This window comes from Nonomuraea ceibae, assembly GCF_019396325.1.
Classification (GTDB): domain Bacteria; phylum Actinomycetota; class Actinomycetes; order Streptosporangiales; family Streptosporangiaceae; genus Nonomuraea; species Nonomuraea ceibae.
On record NZ_JAHKRO010000131.1, the window covers coordinates 1 to 22,598 of the forward strand.

The window sequence follows — 22,598 nt, forward strand, 5'->3', positions numbered from 1 at the left end:
CGGCCGCCGCCTCGGGCAGCCGCGTGCAGGCGGCGGCCGACAGGCCGGAGGCCGGCAGGTAGGCGGTCAGGTAGACGGCGTGCGCGACCAGGGCGGGCCTGCGCTCGGTGACGCGCATCAGCACGGGGCCGGCCGCGCTGTGGGCGACCACGGTCACCGGCCGGCCGCCGCCGATGCGTTCGAGCTGCGCCGTCAGCAGCGCGGCGGCCTGCTCCAGGCTCACGTCGCCCACCGGCGACACCTCGGCGCGCACGGCCTCGGGGTCGTACGGGCGTGCGGTGAGCCAGCGGGGCCTGCGGGCGCGCAGCCCGTGCCCGGCCAGGTCGACGGCGACGGCGGCGCGGCCGGCGGCGGCCAGGTGGGGGATGACCTCGCTCCAGCACCAGGAGCCGTGCCAGAAGCCGTGTACGAGCACCAGCGTGGAGGTGGCGGGCATGGGCGCTCCTTCGCGGCCGGGGAGACGATCAACGCCATCGTCGGCGCTTTCGCCGCGTCGGGCCACCCCTGTCCCGCTTCGCCGGGAGGGTCCGGTTAGGGTGTGCGCACGCCATCGCGGGAAGGGACGAGGACCAGGGTGAACGAGCGCGTCGCAGATGACCGGCTGGCCGGGCTGTTCGAGGAGCACCGGGGCGGGCTGCGGGCCGTGGCCTACCGGATGCTCGGCTCGGTGAGCGAGGCCGACGACGTCGTCCAGGAGGCGTGGCTGCGGCTGAGCCGCTCCGACGTCAGCGGCGTGGACAACCTGGGCGCGTGGCTGACGACCGTGGTGGCGCGGCTGTGCCTGAACATGCTGCGCGCGCGCCGGACCCGCCGCGAGGACCCGCTGGAGGCCCAGAGCGGGCCGGACGGCGGGCCGGTGGTCGGGCCGGCGGGCGGGCTGACGGGCGGGGCGGACCCGGAGGAGGAGGCGGTGCTGGCCGACTCGGTCGGGGTGGCGCTGCTGGTGGTGCTGGACCGGCTCAGCCCGGCCGAGCGGCTGGCGTTCGTGCTGCACGACCTGTTCGCGGTGCCGTTCGAGGACATCGCCGTCATGCTGGAGCGGACGCCGCAGGCGGTCAGGCAGCTGGCCAGCCGGGCGCGCCGCCGCGTCAGGGGCGGCGACGCGCCGCGCCCGGACGCGCCGCAGCGGCGGCGGGTGGTGGAGGCGTTCCTGGCGGCCACCCGGGGCGGGGATTTCGAGGCGCTGGTCAAGCTGCTGCACCCGGACGTCGTCCTGCACGCCGACCGGCGGGTCGTGCCGACGCCGGAGCCGATCGTGGTGCGCGGCGCCCGCCGGGTGGCCGAGGGCGCGATGGCCGCCACCGGCCGGGCCCGCTTCACCGGCGTGGCGCTCGTCGACGGCGTCCCGGCGCTGGCGATGGCGCCGTACGGCCGCCTGTCGGTCGTGCTGACCTTCACCTTCGACGGGGATCTGATCACCGGCGTCGACGTGGTCGCCGAGCCGGACCGGCTGCGCGCCCTGGAGGTGGCCGTCGCCTGAGGCGCGTTCAGAAGGGCGTGTCGACGCCGAACGTCTCGCGCAGCAGCCGCATGTCGTGCACGTCCCGCTCGGCCGGCTCGTAGCCCTGGTGGAAGGTCACCTGCTGGGCGGCCGACAGGCAGCGCACGCGCCGCCCGCCCAGCGTGCCCCAGGTGAACGCGCCGGCCGGGTAGGGGAAGGTGGCGCCGTGCGCGTCGGCGGGCTGGACGGCCGACCCGTCGGCGGCGAAGGTGAGCGGGTGCAGGTCGAGCTCGCGCCCGCGCGCGTCGGCCATGACGAAGCGGACCGGCCGCCCGGGGACCGCGCCGGGCTGTTCGGCGAACCCGGCGGCCGTCAGCGCGTCGATCAGGGCGGGCTCCTGTTCGGCCCGGTGCAGCAGGTCGAGGTCGCGGTGCGGCCGGGTCGGCCGGCCGATCAGGGCGTCGACGCCCCAACCGCCGCCGATCCACGTCCGGCAGCCGGCGTCCTCGATCAGCGCCAGCACCTCGAGCACGTCGTCGAGTGTGAACACGGGCACGATCCTAGGCCCGCTCAGGTGATGAAGCCCTGCGAGCGCAGCCAGTCGCGGGCGACGAGCACCGGCACGTCGCCGTCCACGTCGACCTGGGCGTTCAGCTTGCGGATGACCGCGTCGGTGAGCTTGGCGCTGATCGGCGCGAAGACGCGGGCGATCTCGGGGTGCTCTCGGGCGACCGGGCCGCGGATGGTGACCGACGGGTGGTAGAGGGGGAAGAAGTGGCGGTCGTCCTCCAGCAGCGCCAGGTGGAGCGCTTCGAGCCGGCCGTCGGTGGTGGTGACCATGCCGAGCGTGCACTGGCCGCTGGCGATCGAGTCGTACAGCACGCCGGTGGAGACGCGGCGCACCTTCGACGGCTGCACGTCGGTGCCGTAGCGCAGGCCGTAGGCGCGCAGCATGCCGAGGAACCCGTCGGAGCGGCCGAACGTCTCGTGGTCGACGCAGAACGTGCGCCGCTCGGGCGGCACCCGGGTGATGTCGGAGATCGTGCGCATGCCGTAGCGGGTGGCGGTGGCGCGGGTGACGGCCATGGAGTAGCTGTTGTTCAGCGGGGCGGGGGGCAGCCACACGATGTCGTTGCGGCGCAGGTCCAGCTCGCGCACGGCCTCGTACTGGCGGGCCGCGTCGGTGATCGGGTCGCTCCTGCCGAGGTAGGTGATCCAGCCGGTGCCGGTGTACTCCCACATGAGGTCGGCGTCGCCCCGGGTCAGCGAGCGGCGGGCGTTGACGCTGCCCTGCACGTTGGTGCGGTCGGCGACGTCGGCGCCGGCGACGGTGAGCGCGAGCACGGCGATCTTGCCGAGGATGAGCTGTTCGGTGAACTCCTTCGACGTCACCTGCAGCCGTACGCCTTCCAGCGCGGGGACGGGCCGGATGCTGCCGGGCCCGACCGGCGGGATGAACGCCGAGGCCGGCCGCAGCCCGCACCCGGCCGCCGCCACGAGCACCGCCACGAGCACCGCCGGCATCAGCAGGAGCGCGGGTCTCATGTGAGCCCCTTGGGCGACAGCAGCCGCTGGGCGACGCCGCCGGCCCAGTCGATGAGCATGGCCAGCACGGCGATGAGCACGCAGCCGGTGATCAGCACGAGGTTGCGCTGGGTGCTGACCCCGGCGGTGATCAGGTCGCCGAGGCCGCCCGCGCCGATGAACGCGGCGATGCCGGCGGTGCCGACGTTCAGCACGAGCGTGGTGCGCACCCCTGACAGGATGACGGGGACGGCCATGGGCAGCTCGACGCGCCACAGCACGCCGAACGCCGACATGCCGATGCCGCGCCCGGCGTCGATCAGCCGGGGGTCGACCTGTTCCAGGCCCACCATCGTGTTGCGCAGCGTCGGCAGCAGGCTGTAGGCGAACAGCGCGACGACCGCCGTCCAGAACCCGATCCGGAACACCACGGCCAGCAGCACGATCAGGCCGACGGCCGGGGTGGCCTGCCCGACGTTGACCACGGCCAGCACCACGGGGGTGGCCCTGCGCAGGGTGCGCCGGGTCAGCAGCACCCCGAGCGGCAGCGCGACCACCAGCACGAGCACGGTGGAGTAGAACACCAGCCGGATGTGCTCCCAGGTGCGCCGGGCCAGGAACGGCAGCCGCAGCGCGCTGCGCTCGATGTCGTCCAGCGGCACCAGCTGGGTGTAGGCGACCATCGCGGCGGCCACGGCCAGGTAGATGAGCGGCGCGAGCAGCATGTGCCAGGAGCGGCCGACGTCCGGTTCGGGGATGGCGGCCTGCTGCGCGGCCGACCCGCTGACGGTCACGCCCCACCCCCCGGCCCGGATCCGCTGTCGCCGGGCCCGCCGTCACCGGATCCGCCGTCTCCGCTGTCGCCGGTCAGGCCGGACAGGCGCCGGCGGCGGCGCTCCCGCTCGCGCGCCTTGATCGCCTGGATCGCGTTCTGCACCGTGCTCAGCGACAGCACCCCCGCGTACGCCTGCCCACGGCCGACGACCGGCACCACGTCGCTGTCGGCGTTCAGCAGCGCCTCCAGCGCGTCCTGCAACGTCATCCGGTGCCCGATCGGCGGCCCCGTCTCCTCGCCCAGCTCGCCGACGGGCCCGCGGGCGGCGGCCAGGTCGGCGGCGCTCACCCACCGGCGCGGCCGGCCCGCCTCGTCGACGACGAGCGCGAAGTCGCGGCCCTCGTCCTCGGCCTGGGCCAGCAGGGCGCGCGCGTCGGCGCCGGCGGTGGCGTGCGGCACCGAGTCGAGCCGGATGTCGCCCACCTTCGTCAGCCGCAGCAGCCGCATCGACGAACCGCCGCCCAGGTACTGCTCGACGTACTCGCCCGCGGGCGCGGTCAGGATCTCGGCCGGTCGCGCGTACTGGACGATCCGCGCCCCCCGCTCCATGATCGCGATCCGGTCGCCGATCTTCAGCGCCTCGTCGACGTCGTGCGTCACGAACACGATCGTCTTGGCCAGCTCCTCCTGCAGCCGCAGCAGCTCGTCCTGCAGCCGTTCGCGGGTGATCGGGTCCAGGGCGCCGAACGGCTCGTCCATCAGCATCACCGGCGGGTCGGCCGCCAGCGCCCTGGCCACCCCCACCCGCTGCTGCTGGCCGCCCGACAGCGCTCTGGGGTAGCGCTGGGCGAACGTCGCCGGGTCCAGCCCGACCAGCGTCAGCAGCTCCTCCACGCGGCGTGCGATCCGGCCGGAGTCCCACTTCAGCAGGCGCGGCACCTGCGCGATGTTGGCCGCCACCGTCAGGTGCGGGAACAGCCCGGCCTGCTGGATCACGTACCCGATGTTGCGCCGCAGCCGGTCGGGGTCGATGTCGCGGGCGCTGCGCCCGCCGATGAGGATGTCGCCGGACGTGGGCTCGTCCAGCCGGTTGATCATCCGCATCGTCGTCGTCTTGCCGCACCCCGACGGGCCGAGCAGCACCACGATCTCCCCGGCGGCGATCGTCAGGTCCAGCTCGTTCACCGCGGGCGCGGCCGCGCCGGGGAAGCGCTTGGTCACCGCGCGCAGCTCGATCGGCACCCCGCCGCCGCCCGCCGCCGTCTCAGGCACGGCGGCCTCCCGGCCTGGTCAGCCGCCCCAGCAGCACGAAACACGCGTCGAACGCAAGCGCCAGCAGCGCCACGCCGAGCGTGCCGGTGAGCGTGGAGTTCACCGCGTTCGCGCCGCCCAGCCGGGCCAGCCCGGAGAAGATCTGCTCGCCCAGCCCCGGCCCCGACACGTACGCGGCCACCGCGCCGATGCCCATCGCGAGCTGCGTCGAGACCCGGATGCCGGTCAGGATCACCGGCCAGGCCAGCGGCAGCTCGATCCGTGTCAGCGCCCGCAGCCGGCTCATCCCGATCCCGCGCGCCGCGTCCACCAGCATCGGGTCCACCCCCTGCAGCCCCACCACCGTGTTCCGGATGATCGGCAGCAGCGCGTACAGCACGATCGCCGTCACGCTCGGCGCCACCCCCAGCCCCAGCACCGGGATGAGCAGGCCGAGCATCGCCAGCGACGGCACCGTGAACAGCACCCCGGCCGTGCCGGTGGCCAGCGCCGCCCCGCGCGGCCGCCGGTAGGTGACGACGCCCACCGCCACGCCGATCACGGCGGCCACCAGCACGCACTGCGCCACCATGCTGGCGTGCTGCGCCGTCTCGAAGAGCAGCAGATCCCGCCGGTCGGCGATGTACTCCCACAGATTCACGCAGATCCCCCGATCACCGTGTTACTTACCGTGATCGGACATCCGTCTAACGTGGGAGGCGATGACCACCGACCCCGCCCGCGCGCCCGGCGGCCGCCCCTACGGGCCGCCGTCCGGCGCCGGGTTCCTCGCCTTCGCCCTGATCGGCGTCGCCGCCGCGTGGGACACCGCGGCCGGCGACAGCCGCCCCGCCTGGCTGGCCTGGCCGGGCCTGGCCGCCGTCATCCTCCTGTACGCGGCGGCGGTCCTGCTGGGCTTCCGCTCACGCACCGTGGCCGCCACCGTGGCGCTGGCCTCGCTGGGGGTGACAGTGACGGGCCTGGCGGCGCTGTTCGCCGGCGGCTGGCTGTACCTGTTCCCGCTGGCGGGCATCGCCTGCGGGCTGGTGCTGGCCGGCCGCGCGGTGCGGGCCGCCCTGCTGGCGCCGCTGCTGGCGGTGACGGCCGCGGCCGCGCTGGTCACGCTGTTCACCGGCGGCGGGCTGGAGCCGGTGATGGCGCTGGCGTGGGGGACGTTCAGCGCCGGGCTGGTGGTGGCGTTCATCATGCACCTGCACGCGCTCATCGCCGAGCTGGCCGGCACCCGCCGCCGCCTGGCCGAGACGGCCGTCGAACGCGAGCGGCTGCGCTTCGCCCGCGACCTGCACGACCTGCTCGGGCACACGCTGTCGGTCATCGTCGTCAAGGCCGAGGCGGTGCGCCGCCTGGCCGAGCGCGACCCCGAGCAGGCAGGACGGCACGCCGCCGACATCGAGACGGTCGGCCGCCAGGCGCTGGCCGAGGTCCGCGAGGCCGTCACCGGCTACCGCGAGGGCTCGCTGAACGGGGAGCTGGCCCGCGCTGGTGACGTGCTGAGCGCCGCGGGCCTCACCCCGGACGTGCGCCGCACCGGCGCCCCGCCGCCGCCGTGGGTGCAGGACCTGCTGGGCTGGGTGGTGCGTGAGGGCGTCACCAACGTCCTGCGGCACAGCGCCGCCACCCGCGTCACCATCACCGTGGCCTCGCACTCGGTCACCGTCCACGACGACGGCCCCGCCACCCGGAAAGAGGCCGGCGGGGTGGCGGGCAGCGGGCTGCGGGGGCTGGCCGAGCGGGTGGCGCAGGCCGGGGGCAGGGTCGAGGCCGGGCCCGCGCCGGAGGGCGGGTGGCGCCTGCGGGCCGTCCTGCCCGCCGAGCCCCCCGATCTCCCCGGCGGCGAGTGAGCCCCCGCTATCCGGCGGCCGGCTGCCGGGCGGCGGCATGGCGGACGACGGCGGCGGCGAAGGCCGCGATGACCGGGTGCGCGCGGCTGCCGTCACCGGCCAGCTCCGGCTGGAACAGCGTGCCAAGGAAGAACGGATGCCCCGGCAGCTCGGCCACCCGCACCGCCTCACCGGCCCCGCTCTCGTCGCTGTCGCCGTGGCCGGAGAACACCAGCCCGTGCTCCTCCAGCGTCCGCCGGTAGCCGTCGTTGAGCCCGTAGGAGCAGTTGTAGGCCTCCACGGTCTGGCGCGCCCCCATGATCTGCTCGATCAGCGACCCGGCGGCCAGCCGTACCGGGGCCTCGTGCCCGGCGAGCGTGCACGCGAGCGGGGTGAGCAGGTAGTCGTGCCCGGGGCCGTTCTCGGCGTGGGCGACGTCGAGCCCGCACACGCCGCGCGCGTACTCCAGCAGCATGTGCTGGAAGCCGCCGCACGTGCCCAGGAAGGGGATGCGCCGCTCGCGCGCGGTGCGCACGGCGGCGACGGCGCCTTCCTCGCTGGCGTACGGGCTGCCGGGCACCACCCAGATGCCGTCGAAGCCGTCCAGCCCGCCGGTGTCGGTGGTGGGGATCCAGTACGGGTCGAGCGCGAGGCCGTCGCGTTCACGCAACGCCTCCACCAGCAGGGGGATGCGCGTGTGGGCGCGCACGCCGGGGGAGCGGTCTCCGACCAGGGCGATTCTCATGCTCGCCATCGTGACCCCCGGCGCCGGGTAAGCGCCAACGATAATGACTGCATGTGCTATAAGCGTTCCTGATGGATCCTCATCTGGTGCGGACGTTCGTGACGGTGGCGCGGCTGGGCTCGTTCTCGGCGGCGGCCGCCGAGCTCGGCTACACGCAGTCGGCCGTCTCCCAGCAGGTGGCGGCGCTGGAGGCCGATCTGGGCGCGCCGCTGCTGTCGCGCCGGCCGGTGGCGCCGACGGAGGCGGGGGAGCGGCTGCTGGAGCACGCCGGGCCGCTGCTGCTGCGCATCCGGGCGGCGCGGGCCGACGTGCGGCGGGTGGCGGCGGCGCCGGTGCACCGGCTGACGCTGGCCGTGGGCCCGCTGGCGCTCGGACCCGTCCTGGCCGGGCGGCTGGCGGCGGCGCGGGCGCGGCTGCCGCGGCTGACGGTGACCGTGCGGGCGTGCCCGGCTGACGAGGCGGCCCGGCTGGTGGCGGGCGGCGAGGCGGAGCTGGCGCTGGTGGCGGGCATCGCCGCGCCCAGCGATCCGCTGCGCCTGCCGGACGCGGGCCCGCTCACCGCGACGCGGGCGGGGGAGGAGCCGCTGGTGGTGGCGCTGCCGGCCGATCATCCGCTGGCGGGCCGGGCGGGGCTGCGGCTGGCCGATCTGGTGGACGCCCGCTGGCTGCGTACGCCGCTGTGCCCGCTGGAGCGGCTGCGTGACCTGGCGGGCGACGGGTTCCGCGCCGGGCTGCACTACACCGGCGACGATCCGCGCACGGTGATGAGCCTGGTCGCGGCCGGGCACGGGCTGACGCTGCTGCCCGCCTCGGCCGCGACGGGGGTGGCGCTGGTGGCGCCCCGGCTGGTGCACCGGGTGGAGCTGGTGCACGCCGCGCTGCCGCCCGGCCCGGCCGCCGACCTGGCCGCCACCCTCGCCAGCCCCTGAGCGGGCCTGCGAAGGAGCCCGCCCAGAAGCCCGCCCGTGCGGGTCAGGCCCGCCAGGTCTCGACGCCGCCCGGCACCGGCGCGCCCGGGTCGTACGGCTCGCGGGTGAAGACGAACGTGTTGACGTCCAGGTGGTCGGCGGCCACGCGCAGCGTCTCGCCCGCGTAGTAGCCGTCGAGCCCCAGCCACGTCCCGTCGTCCTGCGGCACGAAGCGGGAGGCCCGGCCGCCGCCGCGGGCCGGCTCCAGAGCGAGCCCGCGCCCGGGCAGCAGCCGCAGCACGTACGGGGTCGGCCCCCAGTGCCACACGCCGGTCAGCGCCAGCAGGTCGGCGTCGGCCTCGGCCGGCTCCCACTCGCGCGGCAGGCTGGGCTCGTGCTCGTCGAGGATGCGCAGCAGGTCGGTCAGCAGGGTGCGGCTCATCCCGGAGGTGGTGTTGGCCAGGAACAGCACGCCGACCCGGTCGGCCGGGTCGGCCCACACGGTGGCCAGGAAGCCCGGCATCGACCCGGTGTGCCCGGCCAGCCGCCGCCCGGCGTAGCGGGTGAGCTGCAGGCCGAGCCCGTAGCCGGCGGTCCAGGCGTCGCCGTCGTCGACGATCGCCGGCTCGCGCATCTCCTCCAGCGTGGCGGCGTCGATCACGCCCCGGGTGTCACCGGCGACGAAGGCCGCCCAGCGCGCCAGGTCGGCGGTCGTCGACCACAGCTGCCCGGCGGGCGCCATCGCGACGGCGTCGTGCTCGGGCTCGGGCAGCAGCACGTCGGCGTACGGGTGTACGGCGTAGCCGGAGGCGTGCGGGGCGCGCGGCCGGGCGGTGGTGTCGCTCATGCCGAGCGGCTCCAGCACCTCCTGGCGCACCACGTCCAGCCACGGCCTGCCGCGCAGCCGCGCCACCAGCTCGCCCAGCAGCGCGAACCCGACGTTGGAGTAGTGGAAGCGGCGGCCGGGCCGGTGCTTGACGTGGCCGGGCCCGACCCGGGCGAGCAGTTCGCCCGCCTCCACGCCGGGGGTGCGCTCCCACCAGGGGGTGGGCGGCTCGGCGGTCAGCCCGCTGGTGTGGGAGAGCAGCTGGGCGACGGTCGCCTCGCCGAACCGGGCGCCGGGCAGGTGCTTGCCGATGGGATCCAGCAGGTCGAGCAGCCCTTCGTCGCGCAGCCGCATGACGGCGACGGCGACCACGCTCTTGGTGATCGAGCCGAGCCGGTACTGGGTGCGCGTCGTGGGCGGCTCGCCGCCGACGCGGCCGCGCCCGGCCGCCCATGCGATGTGCCCGTCGCGCACGACCGCCGCCATGATCGACGGGATGCGGCACTCGGCCTGTTCGGCCGCGAGGCGGCGCAGCAGCGCGGCCGCCGTCTGGTGTCCCACCTGGTGACTCATGGCCGCCAAGCCTAACGCCCGCTGCCTGCGCCTTCAGGACCGGTCCGGCGCCCGGTCGAACACGTCCAGCAGCAGCCGGGTGGCGTCCAGCCCGGTCTCGGTGCGGCCCAGCCGGGGCACCTCGACGGGGCCGGGCCAGGTGTGCCCGCCGTCCTTGACCGTGTACAGCCGGACGGCCGCGCCGCCGGCGCACGACGTCCACGCCGACAGCCGTACCCGGGAGGCGGGAGAGGAGGCGGCGGCGGGCCCGCACCGGTAGGCGGCGGCCCACCGGCGGCCGACGGCGGTGACGGGCGGCAGCGTCACGAGGTCGGCCAGCGCCCGCAGGTCGCCGGTGGCCTCGCGCAGCGGATGCCCGCCCTGGTAGGGGACGACGCGGTCGGCGGTGCCGTGCACGGCGACGACGGTGGCGGGCGGCGGCCGCTCGCAGGGCGGCGCCAGGCTGACGCCGCCGACGGCGGCGGCTCCGGCCAGCCGGCCGCGCAGGCCGCACACGAGGGCGACGGCCATCGCGCCGCCGTAGGACAGCCCGGCGGCGAACGCGCGCCGCCGGTCGGCGCACAGGCCGTCCTCCAGGTGGTCGAGCAGCGCGCCGAGGAACGCGGTGTCGTCGGGGCCGTAGCTGTGCGGCAGCGTCCAGGCCAGCCGCCCGTCAGCGGCCTGCGGGGTGGCGACGATGTAGCCGCGGGCGGCACCTTCGCGGGGCAGGCGCGTGTAGGCGGCCTGCTCGCGGGCGTCGGAGCCGAGGCCGTGCAGGTTGAGCAGCACCGGGTGCGGCCCGCGCCCGTCCGGGACGCTCAGCAGGAAGGTGCGGGTGAGGCCGCCGTGCTCGAAGGTGTGCCGCCCGCCGGGCAGCCGCCGCTCGCCGCACCCCGCCTCCGCGCGCGTGGGCGCCGTTCGCGGAGAGGCGTCCGCCCGGGGCGGCAGCGGGGGAGCGGCCGTGCAGGCGGCCGTGGCCAGCAGTGCCGTCACCGCGGCGGCCCGTACGATCATCCGGCCTCCCGGGCTGGCGCGGCCGGTCAGACGCGGACGCGCCGGGCGGCCGCGGTGACGACGCTGTCGAGCAGGCCGGGGAAGAGCGCGTCGAGGTCGTCGCGCCGCAGCGAGTTGATCTTCGCGGTGCCGCGGTAGACCTGGGTGATGACCCCGGCCTCGCGCAGCACCCGGTAGTGGTGGGTGCCGGTGGACTTGCTCACGCCCAGGTCGATCTCGGCGCAGCCCGCCTCACCGCCGTGGGCGGCCAGGAAGCACACCACCTCCAGCCGCATGGGGTCGGCCAGCGCGTGCAGCACGGCCTCCAGCCGGATCTCGGCGGCGTCGGGGTGCTGCAGAACCCTCGTGGACATCGGCCCTCCCTCAACCACCACCATGGTACGGCAACCATCGTAATACGATAACTCTCGTAGTACGATGATTGACGTACAAGCCGTCCTCCCGGGAGAGGTGCCCCCCGTGCTGTTCGACCCGATCACCCTGCGCTCACTGACGATCCCCAACCGCGCCTGGATGTCGCCGATGTGCATGTACTCCGCCGCCCCCGCCGGCCCCGACACGGGCGTGCCGCACGACTGGCACTACTCCCACCTGGCCGCCCGCGCCGCCGGCGGCGCCGGCCTCATCCTCACCGAGGCCACCGCCGTCTCCGCCGAAGGCCGCATCACCCCCTGGGACCTCGGCCTGTGGAACGACCGCCAGGAGCGGGCCTTCGCCCACATCAGCCACCTGCTCACCCTGCACGGCGCCGTCCCCGGCATCCAGCTCGGCCACGCCGGCCGCAAGGCCTCCACCGACCGCCCCTGGCGCGGCGGCGGCCCCGTCGCCCCCGCCGACGGCGGCTGGCCCGTCACCGGCCCCAGCCCCCTGGCCTTCGACGACGGCCACCCCGTCCCGCACGAGCTCACCACCGAGGAGATCCAGCGCGTCGTCGCCGACTTCGCCGCCGCCGCCGGCCGCGCCCTGCGCGCCGGCTTCCGCGTCGCCGAGATCCACGGCGCCCACGGCTACCTGATCGGCGAATTCCTCTCCCCGCACAGCAACCACCGCACCGACGCCTACGGCGGCTCCTTCGCCAACCGCATCCGCCTCGCCCTGCAGATCGCCGACGCCGTCCGCGCCGTCTGGCCCGACGACCTGCCCGTCCTGTTCCGCGTCTCGGCCACCGACTGGCTCACCGAGAACCCCGGCGACGAGCGCGACGGCTGGACCGCCGACGACACCGTACGGCTGGCCAAGGAACTGCACGCCCACGGCATCGACCTGCTCGACACCTCCAGCGGCGGCAACGCGCCCCGCGCCCGCATCGTCCCCACGCCCGGCTACCAGGTGCCGTTCGCGGCCCGCGTGCGCGCCGAGACCGGCATGCCCGTCGCCGCCGTCGGCAAGATCACCGACCCGCGGCAGGCCGAGGACATCCTCACCTCCGGCCACGCCGACGCCGTCCTGCTCGGCCGCGAGCTGCTGCGCGACCCGTACTGGCCGCACCGGGCCGCCCGCGAGCTGGGCGCCCGCCCGACCTGGCCCGACCAGTACGCCTACGCCCTGTGACCCACCAGCCGGCCTAACCGTGGCGGCCCGCGCCGATCGCCTCCCGCCCCGGCCGCTCCGGCATCGGCCGCTCGTGGAACCCGCCACCGGGGGAGCGCACGATGACCCCGCTCTCCACCCCATGATCCTCCGCCTGGCGCAACCCCAGGCAGATCCACCGCGTCACCACGAACGCGACCACCGGCCCCGCCACCACCGCGCACCTGAAGAAGACCGTCACCGCCTCCAGGGACAGGTGGAACTGGTGAGCGAGCTGGTCGTTGGCCGCCGCCGCCCACAACAGCCCGTAGAACGTGATCCCGGCCACCGCCAGCGCCGTCTTCACCGGCGTGTCCCTCGGCCGGTCCAGCACGTCACCCACGGCCCGCTCCCGCGCCATCCGGCTCGCGCTCTTGGGCCGCCCCAGCCCGTCACGCCGCCCCCGCCGCGCCAGCACGAACCGCTCGGCCACCGGGTAGGCCGCCAGCACCGTGAAGAACACCCCCGGCACCACCAGCGTCGGCACCAGCACCGCCAGGCTCAGCGTGTAACCGCCCAGCGTCAGCTCCCACGCCGGCATGATCCGCAACGCCCCGTCGAGGAACCCCATGTACCAGTCCGGCACCGAACCGGCCGAGATCTGCGCCGGGCTGGCCGGCCCGTACAGCCACACCGGAGCGATCTGCACCCCGTACCCCAGAATGATCAGCATGCCGGCCGTCGCCGCCGCCATCATCGGCCGGGCACTGCGCCGCACCGGCAGCGACGCGACGAACCGCGAATGCCCCCGCCGCCGCACCAGCAGCTCCCGCCAGATCAGCAGCCCCGCCATCACGACCGAGACCCCCAGATGCCCGCTGTACATGACCGGAATGATTTGATCGCCCGGGAACCCCGCCCCGAACAGCAGCCCCGCCACCCACGTCCCCACCAGCGGGATCGACTGCACCACCGACACGATCAGCCACAGGCTCCCGCCCGACAGCCCGTCGTCCGGCAGCGCGTTGCCGGTCTCGCCCGCGGCCATGCCCAGCGCCAGCAGCGTCACCCAGATCAGCCACTGACCCGTGCGCGGCCGCCGGAACGCCCCCGTCAGGAACATCCGCAGCAACTGCAACGCCACCGCCGCCACGAACACCAGCGCGGCCCAGTGATGCGCCTGCCGCACCAGCAGCCCCCCGCGCACCTCCAGCGAGAGCCGCATGGTCGAATCGAACGCCTCGCTGACCCACAGCCCCCGCAGCGGCCCGTACGGGCCGTCATAACGCACCCGCGCCATGCCCGGCTCGTAGAACAGCATCAGCACGGCCCCCGTCACCACCAGCACCACGAACGACCAGATCGCGATCTGCGCGAACATGAACGACCAGTGCGAGAACTGGAACGACCCCCGCCTGGCCCCTGAACGTACGGGCGAACGCATGATGAAACCTCCTGACCTCGCCTGCACACAAGACGCCGCCCACCCCGCCCCTGTGACGCCCCCACCGCCCACCGTGACCAACGTCACGCCGCGATCACCGCCGCCCCGCCCGTACGGCAGAATGCTGGCCATGACCGAGGAACGACCCGCCGGCGCCGTGCTGGAGGCCGTCCTCGAACGCATCACCTACGCCAACGAGGAGACCGGCTACACCATCGCCCGGGTCGCCACCGCCCGCACCGGCGCCGACCTCCTCACCGTCGTCGGCCCCCTCCTCGGCGCCCAGGTCGGCGAATCCCTGCGCCTGACCGGCCGCTGGACCTCACACCCCCGCTACGGCCGCCAGTTCGAGGTGTGGTCCTACACCACCGTGCTCCCCGCCACCGTGCAGGGCATCCGCCGCTACCTCGGCTCCGGCCTCATCAAGGGCATCGGCCCCAAGATGGCCGAACGCATCACCGGCCACTTCGGCACCGCCACCCTCGACATCATCGAGAACGACCCCGGACGCCTCACCGAAGTCCCCGGCCTCGGTCCCAAACGCACCAAACTCATCGCCGCCGCCTGGGAAGAACAGAAAATCATCAAAGAAGTGATGATCTTCCTGCAGGGCGTCGGCGTCTCCACCTCCATCGCCGTCCGCATCTTCAAGCAGTACGGCGACAAATCCGTCGACGTCGTCCGCACCCACCCCTACCGGCTCGCCGACGACGTGTGGGGGATCGGCTTCAAGACCGCCGACGCCATCGCCCAAGCCGTCGGCATCCCCCACGACAGTCCCGAACGCGTCAAAGCCGGCCTGCGCTACACCCTGTCCCAGGCCGCCGACGACGGCCACTGCTACCTGCCCGCCCCCAACCTCGCCGTCGACGCCGTCAAGATCCTCGACGTGCCCGCACCCCTCGTCACCACCTGCCTCGACGACCTCGTCACCGCCGAAGGCGCCGTCCGCGAACCCGTCCCCGCCGGCGACAACGTCGTGCCCGCCGTCTACCTGCCGCCCTTCCACCGCGCCGAACTCTCCCTCGCCGGCAGCCTGCTCACCCTCCTGCGCAACGGCCACGACCGGCTCAAGAGCTTCACCGACGTCGACTGGAACGCCGCCGAAGCCTGGCTGCGCGACCGCACCGGCGCCGACCTCGCCCCCGAGCAACGCCAGGCCGTCCGCCTCGCCCTCACCCACAAGGTCGCCGTCCTGACCGGCGGCCCCGGCTGCGGCAAGAGCTTCACCGTCCGCTCCATCGTCACCCTGGCCCGCGCCAAACACGCCAAGGTCATCCTCGCCGCCCCCACCGGCCGCGCCGCCAAACGCCTGGCCGAACTCACCGGCCACCAGGCCACCACCGTCCACCGCCTGCTCCAGCTGCGCCCCGGCGGCGAGGCCACCTTCGACCGCGACAACCCCCTCGACGCCGACCTCGTCGTCGTCGACGAAGCCTCCATGCTCGACCTGCTCCTGGCCAACAAACTCGTCAAGGCCGTCGCCCCCGGCGCCCACCTGCTGTTCGTCGGCGACGTCGACCAGCTCCCCTCCGTCGGCGCCGGCGAGGTGCTCAAAGACCTCCTGGCCGCCCCCGACATCCCGCGCGTCCGCCTCACCCAGATCTTCCGCCAGGCCCAGGAGTCCGGCGTCGTCGTCAACGCCCACCGCGTCAACACCGGCCACCACCCCCAGCTCGCCGGCATGACCGACTTCTTCCTGTTCCCCTGCGAGGAAGGCGAGGAGATCGCCGCCCTCACCGTCGACGTCGTCGCCCGCCGCATCCCGCGCCGCTTCCGCCTCGACCCCCGCCGCGACATCCAGGTCCTGGCCCCCATGCACCGCGGCGCCGCCGGAGCCGCCGCCCTCAACACCGCCCTGCAGGAAGCCCTCACCCCCGCCCGCGAAGGCATGCCCGAACGCCGCTACGGCGGCCGCGTCTTCCGCGTCGGCGACAAGGTCACCCAGCTGCGCAACAACTACGACAAGGGCGCCGCCGGCGTCTTCAACGGCACCGTCGGCATCGTCACCGACATCCGCCCCGACGACAGCGCCCTGACCGTCCTGACCGACGAGGACGAACACGTCGACTACGCCTTCGACGAGCTCGACGAGCTCGCCCACGCCTACGCCGTCTCCATCCACCGCTCCCAGGGCAGCGAATACCCCGCCGTCGTCATCCCGCTGGCCACCAGCGCCTGGATGATGCTGCAGCGCAACCTCCTCTACACCGCCATCACCCGCGCCAAGAAGCTCGTCGTCATCGTCGGCTCCCGCCGCGCCCTGGCCCAGGCCGTGCGCACCAGGGGAGCGGGCCGCCGGCACACCGGCCTCACCCACCGCCTGTCGGGCCCGCTTTCCGGCCCTCCTGACCCGTCTTGACCAGCGGCGACACCCCCAGAAGTGATCGAAATGTGACCGAACTCTCCCAAACTCATCCGCGTCTTACATGCAGGAGCATTAAGGTTTTTTAGTGCGCAGATGAGCAAGTGGGGGAGAGGTACGGAGTGAACGTCGCAACCGGCTGGAGAAAGACCGCCGCAGGAGTGGCCATGGCCACCACGGCAGCCTTGACCGCCTCATGCTCCGGCGGAGGAACGGCCAACGGCCCCTCCGCCTCCGAGGCGACCACCTCCGCCACCACCCAACCCCCCACCATCCAGATCAGCCCCGCCGACGGCGGCGCCAAGGTCGACCCCGCCAAGAAGGTCATCGTCACCGCCGCCGGCGGCACCCTCGACGACGTCATCGTCGAGGCGAAGGGCGAACAACTCGAGGGCAAGTACAACAGCGACAAGACCCGCTGGATCTCCACCACCCCCCTCAAACCCTCCAGCAGCTACACCGTCACCGCCCGCGCCGGAGCCACCACCGCCGACGGCACCTTCACCACCCTCAAACCCGAACGCATCCTGCAGATCGCCGACGTCACCCCCAACGTCAAGGGCGAAACCGTAGGCGTCGGCATGCCCATCCGGGTCACCTTCAACCAGGCCGTCACCAACAAGGCCGCCGTCGAACGCAACCTCCACGTCGAATCCGAAGAACCCCACAAGGGCGCCTGGCGCTGGATCGACGACACCGTCGCCATCTACCGCCCCGCCAAATACTGGACCGCCCACCAGAAAGTCACCTTCTCCGCCGACCTCACCGGCGTCAAAGCCGGCAAGGGCCTCTACGGCATGAAGGACTACGACTACAGCATGAAGATCGGCGCCAAGGTCATCAGCAAGATCAACGCCGCCAAGCACATGATGTACGTCTACAAGGACGGCAAACGCGTCAAGACCATGGCCATCAGCGCCGGCATGGCCACCACCCGCGAATACACCACCACCTCCGGCATCCACCTCACCATGGAACGCGCCCACCCCGTCCGCATGATCTCCCCAGGACGCAAAAAGGGCGACCCCGGCTACTACGACGTCATGATCGACCACGCCGTCCGCATCTCCAACAGCGGCGAATACGTCCACGCCAAGAACAACACCTGGGCCCAAGGCCGCCGCAACGTCAGCCACGGCTGCATCAACGCCCGCCCCGACCAGGCCAAATGGTTCTACGACACCTTCCAGCGCGGCGACATCGTCGACATCACCGGCACCGACCGCCAACTCGAATGGAACAACGGCTGGGGCTACTGGCAGATGTCCTTCACCCAGTGGAAGAAGGGCAGCGCCCTCAAGAACGACGCCTGACCACCACACACGTAAGGGCCGCACCTGCACACAGGTGCGGCCCTTCACGCATCTACGGGACCAGCGGCACAGGGGAGAAGCCCTCACACCGAACGGGGGAGATGCCCCCTACCACCCAACAGGGGAGAAGCCCTCACGCTCAACGGGGGAGAAGCCCCGCTCACACCAACGCCAACTGCCCGAACCGCGGCTCACGCCGCTCCGCCACCCCCGCACCACACGCCAGACCATACGCCCGGCACAACTGCCCGATCTGCCCCACAATCCGCTCCTCATAACCAGCCGACGGCAACCCCGACCGGTCATACAACTCCTCATACCGGCCCACCAACTCCGGATGAGCACCCCCCAACCACTCCAAATACCACTCCCGCGTACCCGGAGGCAGCCGCAACACCACCGGCTCCACCGCCACCGCCCCCGCCGCCGCGATCCGCCGCACCGTCGCCCCCAACTGATCCGCCGCATCACTCAACAACGGCAACACCGGCCCCATCCGCACCCGGCACGCCACCCCCGCCTCCACCAACGCCGACACCAGCTCCAACCGCGCCTGCGCCCCCACCGCCCCCGGCTCCACCCCACGCCGGATCCGCTCATCCACGAACGCGATCGACACCGCCACCGAAGCCCCCGCCTCCGCCAGCACCCCCGCATCACGCAACACCAGCGGACTCTTCGTATACACCGTGAACGGCACCCCCGCCTCCGCCAACGCCGCCACCACCCCCGGCATCAACCGATACGTCCGCTCCGCCACCTGATACACATCACCACTCACCCCCACCGCCACCGGCTCACCACCCCACCGAGCCAGCTCCGCCCGCAACCGCACCACCACATTCGGCCGCACCACCACCCGCGTCTCGAAATCACGACCCGCGTCCAACCCCAACCGGCCATGCCCCGACCGCGCCCCACACCCCACACACGCGTGCGCACACCCCCGATACGGCGACACCCCCCACCCCTCGGAGACCCCCGCCCACACCGGCACCCGCTCGATCACCGAACGAGCCTGCATCTCATAGAAACCACCACGCAGCACCGCCCGCCGCTCGATCAGCGGACGATCGTCAGCGGCCTCCACCAACGGCAGCGCATCCCAACCCACCACCCAAGTGGAACACGCATTCGACTCCCAGAGCAAGCCACTACACTGCCCCCGTGCTCAAACCCCGCTACCCCATCACCACCCCCCGCCTCACCCTGCGCCCCTTCACCCCCGACGACCTCGACGCCCTCCACGCCTACGAATCCCGCCCCGACGTCGCCCGCTACCTCTACTGGGCCCCCCGCGACCGCAACACCGTCCGCGAGCACCTCGACAAGAAAATCACCCGCACCCAGCTCCACGACGAAGGCGACGCCCTCGACGTCGCCATCACCCGCAACGACACCGGCGCCCTCATCGGCAACACCCTGCTCATCTGGACCAGCCGCACCCACCGCCAAGGCGAAATCGGCTACATCCTGCACCCCGATCACCACGGCCACGCCTACGCCGCCGAAGCCGCCCGCGAAATGCTCCGCCTCGGCTTCGACCACCTCGGCCTCCACCGCATCGTCGGCCGCCTCGACGCCCGCAACACCGCCTCCGCCCGCGTCCTGCAGAAACTCGGCATGCGCCAGGAAGCCCACCTCATCGACAACGAACACGTCAAAGGCGAATGGGTCTCAGAAATGATCTACGCCATGCTCGAAACCGAATGGACACCATGACCACCCACCCCACCATCCACCACCTCGCCCTGCGCACCGACTGGACCCACGCCCAGACCACGGGGGAGTACCTCATCTCCACCCTCGGCCGCACCCTCGCCCAAGAGGGCTACATCCACTGCAGCCGCGACCACACCCAACTCCGCACCGTCCACGACACCTACTACCACCACATCGCCGACACCGACCTGATCATCCTCGACATCGACCCCACCGGCCTCGACATCCGCACCGAGAACGGCTACCCCCACCTCTACGGCCCCCTGCCCACCACAGCCGTCACCGCCACCCGCCCCTACACCCCCTGAAAAACGGAAAACGGCCAGCCCGTCACACCGTGACAGCCTGGCCGCAACCGCGAAAACCTAGCGGCGAACCCCCGGACCCACCGCAACCGGAACCTGAGCCGGCGCATACAACGGAGCCTGCACCGACTCCTGCCCATACCCATACGCCTGCCCCTGCGGATGACCCTGCAGATGCCCCTGCGCCTGCCCCTGAACCGGACCCGGCGCCGCAACCGGACGCGCCACCTGCTGCGTCCGCTCCCGATCAACCCCACGCCGATCGGCGCAGTCACCCCCGCAATACCCATTCGTCAGAATCAGCCGCCCCCGCAGCGGCGTGTACGCATCCCGCCCCGAAGCCGGAACAACCCCCTGACACACCGGACATAACACAGACTCGTTCCCCACGTGCTGCTCCTCTCGCGGCGCGATAGCAGAAGACCACCCTAAACGCCACATCAACCCAGCGGCAGCCAATCAACGAGAAGTCACCCCAACTGTCAACCACCCACCCCACCCCGCCACCCAACCGCACCACCGGGGGAGAAGCACCCCAAACCACCACTCCACCAGCCACAACGCCCGCTCACCACCACCCCCGCCGCCCCACCACACCTCCCGCCCCGCATGCACCCCACCACGTAACGCATCTCACACCCGCCAATCCGGCGAACCCAAACCCCTAACCGAAAACCGGCAGGGGAGAGCCCCCACGAGCCGCCGACCACATCTACTTGACATAATGTCCATTATCAAGCAACCAGACAGACCCCAGAAGCCCGCCGTCAGAGCCCCCGGCGCACCCGCACACCCTTCGTGCCGCACAACCGAGCGCGTACGATCGAATCATGCCCATCCTGGCGATCTCCACCGGCGGTCTCGTCGCGATCACCGCGGTCGTCACGATCGTGATCATCTACCTGATCATCCTGGCCGCGCGCCTCACCCGCCGCCCCCGCAACCGCCCAGCCCCCAACCCCGACCTGGTCGAGCAGGCCCGCGAGATGAAGGCGCTGGGCCAGATCCAGGAGGCGGTGTTCCTCGTACGCGGCGAGACGGGCATGAGCCACCGCGCCGCCACCCGCTTCGTCAACCGGCTCTAATCCGACAAAATAGGTCATACCAGACAGAAGCTGGATTCTGTTTGGTATGAGCAGCCAGTCGTTCCGCCGCCTCCGCATGCCGCCCCGCGCGCTCTGACGCACCGCGCGGCCTCCTTACGCGCGCGCTCCCCTCTCGATGCCGGCTTGATCACTCCAGGGAGCCGGTCCCGCAGGGGCCGACCGCCACGAGGGGCCGACCGCCTGCCGAATGGGCGTGGGCCCACTCCCCTCGCGCGTCCGTGGTCCACGGGTGGGCGTCTGCCCACTCCCCCTCGGCGGGTGTGACCACCGGGGGCGTCCGTCCCCCTCCGGCCTGGCGTGGTGGTCAGGTTTCCCGCCACTGCCCCGTGCGGAGGGCGTGCTCGGCCGCGCGTTCGTGTTCGTCGGTCCAGGTGAGGTCGGGGTCGGGTTCGAGGAGGCCGACCACGACGGTGGCGATCGCGAGTGCGGGTTCGGTCCATTCGGCGGGTTCGGGGGCGCCGAAGGGGTTGGCGGGGAATCGGTGGGTGGTGAGTTCGGGGTTGGCGGGGGTCATGAGGATGAGTCCGCGCAGGGTGGCGACGGCGAGGCGGGCGATGGTCTCGTACGTGATGCCGGGGTGTGGGCGCAGGCCGAGGAGCCGGGCCATGTGGGTGTAGGTGGTGGCGAGACCGGTGATCATGGTGTGTTCGGCGTCGGTGAGGGCTTGCTGGACGTCGGTGCGGAGGTCGCCGTCGGGGAGGCTGCGGAAGGTGGCTTGCAGGGCGAGGTAGGTGCGCCAGGCGGGTGAGCGGTGGAAGAGGTCGTATTCGCCGAGTGCGCCGGTGCGGAGTGCTTCGGCGGCCAGGGCGCGGCGTTGGTGGGGGTTGCGGGCCCAGGTGAGTGAGGTGAGGAGGGTGTGGGTGGCTGTTCGGGTGGCGGTGGGGTCGGTGGCGGTGGTGGTGGGGTTGGTGGCTTTGGCGAGTTCGCGGAGGAGGTCGCTGAAGAAGAGGTCTTTGTAGGGCCAGCGGCGGTAGACGGCGCTGCGGGCGACGCCGGCGTCTCGGATGATCTGTTCGAGGCTGAGGTGGTCGAGGCTGACGGTGAGGCCGGTGTGTTCGACGGTGTGGGTGGCGGTGTCGAGCATGCGGCGGGCGGTTTCTTCGTCGGTGATGCGGGTGCGGCGCCGGGTTGGGCCGGTTTGCGGTGGTTGTGGGGTCACTCTCGTAGTTTATGGTACTTGGGATATCGTGTCTCAACGGGTGCGGGGGTGGTGGGCCGTGGTGGGTCGGCCGGGGTTGTTCCTGGTGCTGGTCGCTGTGCTGTCGGTGCCGTTCTATGTGGTGGGGGCGCTGTCCCCCACGGTGCGGGTGGGGGCGGTCGACATGCCGGCGAGTGCGGCGATGTTCGTGGTGCCGCTGGTGGCGGCGGTGGTGCTGGTGTGGCGGGATGCGGGGCGGGCGGGGGTCGTGGCGTTGCTGGCGGGGGTGGTGGATCGGCCGGCGGGGCGGGCTCGGTGGTATGCGGTGGCGGTGGCGTTGCCGGTCGTGGTGGGGGCCGGGGTGGTGCTGGTGGGTGCGGCGCCGGTGGGGTTGGCGACGTCGGTGGTGGTGTTGCCGTTGGTGTTCGGGGCGTCGGTGGTGGCGGCGGCGTTCGAGGAGGTGGGGTGGACGGGGTATGCGGCCGATCCGTTGCGGGGGCGGTTCGGGGTGGTGGGTGCGGGGGTGGTTCTCGGGGTGTTCTGGGGGGTGTGGCATCTGCTGCCGTTGGTGCAGGCGGGGCACGGTGCGGTGTGGATCGGGGGCTGGTTCGTGGGGACGGTGGCGGCTCGGGTGGTCATGGTGGGGTTGCGTGCGGTGACGGGTGGGGTGTCGGCGGCGGTGTTGATGCACGCGATGTTGAACGTGACGGCGGCGTATGTGCCGGGGTATGACGCGGCGGTGGTGCCGGTGGTGTCGGGTGTGCTGACGGTGGGGGCGGCCGTGGTGGTGGTGTGGGTGGTGTCGCGGTCGCGGGCGGG

Annotated in this window: 23 protein-coding genes; 10 read left to right on the plus strand and 13 right to left on the minus strand. The window is 72.9% G+C overall.

Translation table 11 applies throughout. The annotated features are described in order from the left end of the window. Window positions 1-436, minus strand: a 436-nt coding sequence (locus KME80_RS42945; protein ID WP_219517315.1) for an alpha/beta fold hydrolase, incomplete at its 3' end; no start/stop codon positions are given. Window positions 437-574: 138 nt separating this feature from the next. On the opposite strand from KME80_RS42945, the gene KME80_RS42950 reads away from it, so the two are divergent. Next, on the plus strand, window positions 575-1,480 hold the full coding sequence (locus KME80_RS42950; protein ID WP_219517316.1) for a sigma-70 family RNA polymerase sigma factor: 906 nt from the start codon (window positions 575-577) through the stop codon (window positions 1,478-1,480). Between the two features lie 7 nt (window positions 1,481-1,487). Here KME80_RS42950 and KME80_RS42955 read toward each other — a convergent pair whose 3' ends face one another. Genes KME80_RS42955 through KME80_RS42975 form a run of 5 tightly spaced genes read right to left on the minus strand, consistent with a single transcriptional unit; the run spans window position 1,488 to window position 5,652 of the window. Next, complete coding sequence (locus tag KME80_RS42955; protein ID WP_219517318.1) at window positions 1,488-1,991, minus strand: nucleotidyltransferase domain-containing protein; 504 nt, start codon at window positions 1,989-1,991, stop codon at window positions 1,488-1,490. Between the two features lie 20 nt (window positions 1,992-2,011). Further along, window positions 2,012-2,986 carry a glycine betaine ABC transporter substrate-binding protein gene (locus tag KME80_RS42960; protein ID WP_246646702.1) on the minus strand — a complete coding sequence of 325 codons (975 nt, stop codon included), beginning with the start codon at window positions 2,984-2,986 and terminating at the stop codon, window positions 2,012-2,014. Beyond that, complete coding sequence (locus KME80_RS42965; RefSeq protein WP_308126165.1) at window positions 2,983-3,759, minus strand: ABC transporter permease; 777 nt, start codon at window positions 3,757-3,759, stop codon at window positions 2,983-2,985. Before KME80_RS42965 ends, KME80_RS42960 begins: the two co-directional genes overlap by 4 nt. After that, window positions 3,756-5,012 (minus strand): betaine/proline/choline family ABC transporter ATP-binding protein, encoded by a 1,257-nt coding sequence (locus KME80_RS42970; RefSeq protein WP_308126166.1) that lies wholly within the window; start codon window positions 5,010-5,012, stop codon window positions 3,756-3,758. Before KME80_RS42970 ends, KME80_RS42965 begins: the two co-directional genes overlap by 4 nt. Further along, complete coding sequence (locus KME80_RS42975) at window positions 5,005-5,652, minus strand: ABC transporter permease (RefSeq protein WP_219517320.1); 648 nt, start codon at window positions 5,650-5,652, stop codon at window positions 5,005-5,007. The genes KME80_RS42970 and KME80_RS42975 overlap by 8 nt, the downstream gene beginning before the upstream one ends. 61 nt (window positions 5,653-5,713) lie before the next feature. Between KME80_RS42975 and KME80_RS42980 the strand changes: the two genes are divergently transcribed. Continuing rightward, window positions 5,714-6,853, plus strand: a complete 1,140-nt coding sequence (locus KME80_RS42980; protein ID WP_219517322.1) for a sensor histidine kinase — start codon at window positions 5,714-5,716, stop codon at window positions 6,851-6,853. Between the two features lie 7 nt (window positions 6,854-6,860). Here the strand turns inward: KME80_RS42980 and KME80_RS42985 are convergent, their stop codons facing one another. Beyond that, window positions 6,861-7,577, minus strand: coding sequence for a CTP synthase C-terminal region-related (seleno)protein (locus tag KME80_RS42985; protein ID WP_246646703.1), 717 nt, complete (start codon window positions 7,575-7,577; stop codon window positions 6,861-6,863). 71 nt (window positions 7,578-7,648) lie between these two features. Here KME80_RS42985 and KME80_RS42990 point away from each other — a divergent pair, with 71 nt between their 5' ends. Continuing rightward, the gene (locus tag KME80_RS42990) at window positions 7,649-8,506 is read left to right on the plus strand and encodes a LysR family transcriptional regulator (RefSeq protein ID WP_219517325.1); all 858 of its coding nucleotides are present in this window, start codon (window positions 7,649-7,651) and stop codon (window positions 8,504-8,506) included. Window positions 8,507-8,549: 43 nt separating this feature from the next. On the opposite strand, the gene KME80_RS42995 is transcribed toward KME80_RS42990, so the two are convergent. From KME80_RS42995 to KME80_RS43005, 3 genes are read right to left on the minus strand one after another with little or no spacing between them, the layout of a single operon-like run. Continuing rightward, window positions 8,550-9,884, minus strand: a complete 1,335-nt coding sequence (locus tag KME80_RS42995) for a serine hydrolase domain-containing protein (protein ID WP_219517326.1) — start codon at window positions 9,882-9,884, stop codon at window positions 8,550-8,552. Between the two features lie 33 nt (window positions 9,885-9,917). Continuing rightward, window positions 9,918-10,877 carry a CE1 family esterase gene (locus KME80_RS43000; RefSeq protein WP_219517327.1) on the minus strand — a complete coding sequence of 320 codons (960 nt, stop codon included), beginning with the start codon at window positions 10,875-10,877 and terminating at the stop codon, window positions 9,918-9,920. 26 nt (window positions 10,878-10,903) lie between these two features. Then, window positions 10,904-11,230, minus strand: a complete 327-nt coding sequence (locus tag KME80_RS43005) for an ArsR/SmtB family transcription factor (RefSeq protein ID WP_219517328.1) — start codon at window positions 11,228-11,230, stop codon at window positions 10,904-10,906. 64 nt (window positions 11,231-11,294) lie between these two features. Between KME80_RS43005 and KME80_RS43010 the strand changes: the two genes are divergently transcribed. Continuing rightward, window positions 11,295-12,428 carry an NADH:flavin oxidoreductase/NADH oxidase gene (locus tag KME80_RS43010; protein WP_219517329.1) on the plus strand — a complete coding sequence of 378 codons (1,134 nt, stop codon included), beginning with the start codon at window positions 11,295-11,297 and terminating at the stop codon, window positions 12,426-12,428. Between the two features lie 13 nt (window positions 12,429-12,441). Here KME80_RS43010 and KME80_RS43015 read toward each other — a convergent pair whose 3' ends face one another. Continuing rightward, entirely contained in the window at window positions 12,442-13,830 is a 1,389-nt protein-coding gene (locus tag KME80_RS43015; protein ID WP_219517331.1) for a cytochrome b, read from the minus strand. A gap of 130 nt (window positions 13,831-13,960) precedes the next feature. Here KME80_RS43015 and recD2 point away from each other — a divergent pair, with 130 nt between their 5' ends. Both recD2 and KME80_RS43025 read left to right on the plus strand, forming a co-directional pair. Further along, window positions 13,961-16,192, plus strand: a complete 2,232-nt coding sequence (recD2, locus tag KME80_RS43020; protein ID WP_372455431.1) for an SF1B family DNA helicase RecD2 — start codon at window positions 13,961-13,963, stop codon at window positions 16,190-16,192. A gap of 170 nt (window positions 16,193-16,362) precedes the next feature. Then, on the plus strand, window positions 16,363-17,508 hold the full coding sequence (locus KME80_RS43025; protein WP_219517332.1) for a L,D-transpeptidase: 1,146 nt from the start codon (window positions 16,363-16,365) through the stop codon (window positions 17,506-17,508). 160 nt (window positions 17,509-17,668) lie between these two features. Here KME80_RS43025 and KME80_RS43030 read toward each other — a convergent pair whose 3' ends face one another. Beyond that, window positions 17,669-18,658: a radical SAM protein gene (locus KME80_RS43030; RefSeq protein ID WP_246646704.1), complete on the minus strand. Its 990-nt coding sequence runs from the start codon at window positions 18,656-18,658 to the stop codon at window positions 17,669-17,671. Between the two features lie 17 nt (window positions 18,659-18,675). Between KME80_RS43030 and KME80_RS43035 the strand changes: the two genes are divergently transcribed. From KME80_RS43035 to KME80_RS43045, 3 genes are all read left to right on the plus strand, one after another. Then, window positions 18,676-19,230, plus strand: coding sequence for a GNAT family N-acetyltransferase (locus KME80_RS43035; RefSeq protein ID WP_219517333.1), 555 nt, complete (start codon window positions 18,676-18,678; stop codon window positions 19,228-19,230). Next, on the plus strand, window positions 19,227-19,538 hold the full coding sequence (locus tag KME80_RS43040) for a DUF952 domain-containing protein (RefSeq protein WP_219517334.1): 312 nt from the start codon (window positions 19,227-19,229) through the stop codon (window positions 19,536-19,538). Before KME80_RS43035 ends, KME80_RS43040 begins: the two co-directional genes overlap by 4 nt. Window positions 19,539-20,365: 827 nt before the next feature. Beyond that, window positions 20,366-20,620 carry a hypothetical protein gene (locus tag KME80_RS43045; RefSeq protein WP_219517335.1) on the plus strand — a complete coding sequence of 85 codons (255 nt, stop codon included), beginning with the start codon at window positions 20,366-20,368 and terminating at the stop codon, window positions 20,618-20,620. 325 nt (window positions 20,621-20,945) lie between these two features. Here KME80_RS43045 and KME80_RS43050 read toward each other — a convergent pair whose 3' ends face one another. Then, complete coding sequence (locus KME80_RS43050; RefSeq protein WP_246646711.1) at window positions 20,946-21,800, minus strand: TetR/AcrR family transcriptional regulator; 855 nt, start codon at window positions 21,798-21,800, stop codon at window positions 20,946-20,948. Window positions 21,801-21,885: 85 nt separating this feature from the next. Between KME80_RS43050 and KME80_RS43055 the strand changes: the two genes are divergently transcribed. Next, window positions 21,886-22,598 (plus strand): CPBP family intramembrane glutamic endopeptidase (locus tag KME80_RS43055; protein WP_372455432.1); only part of this gene is annotated, 713 nt, incomplete at its 3' end.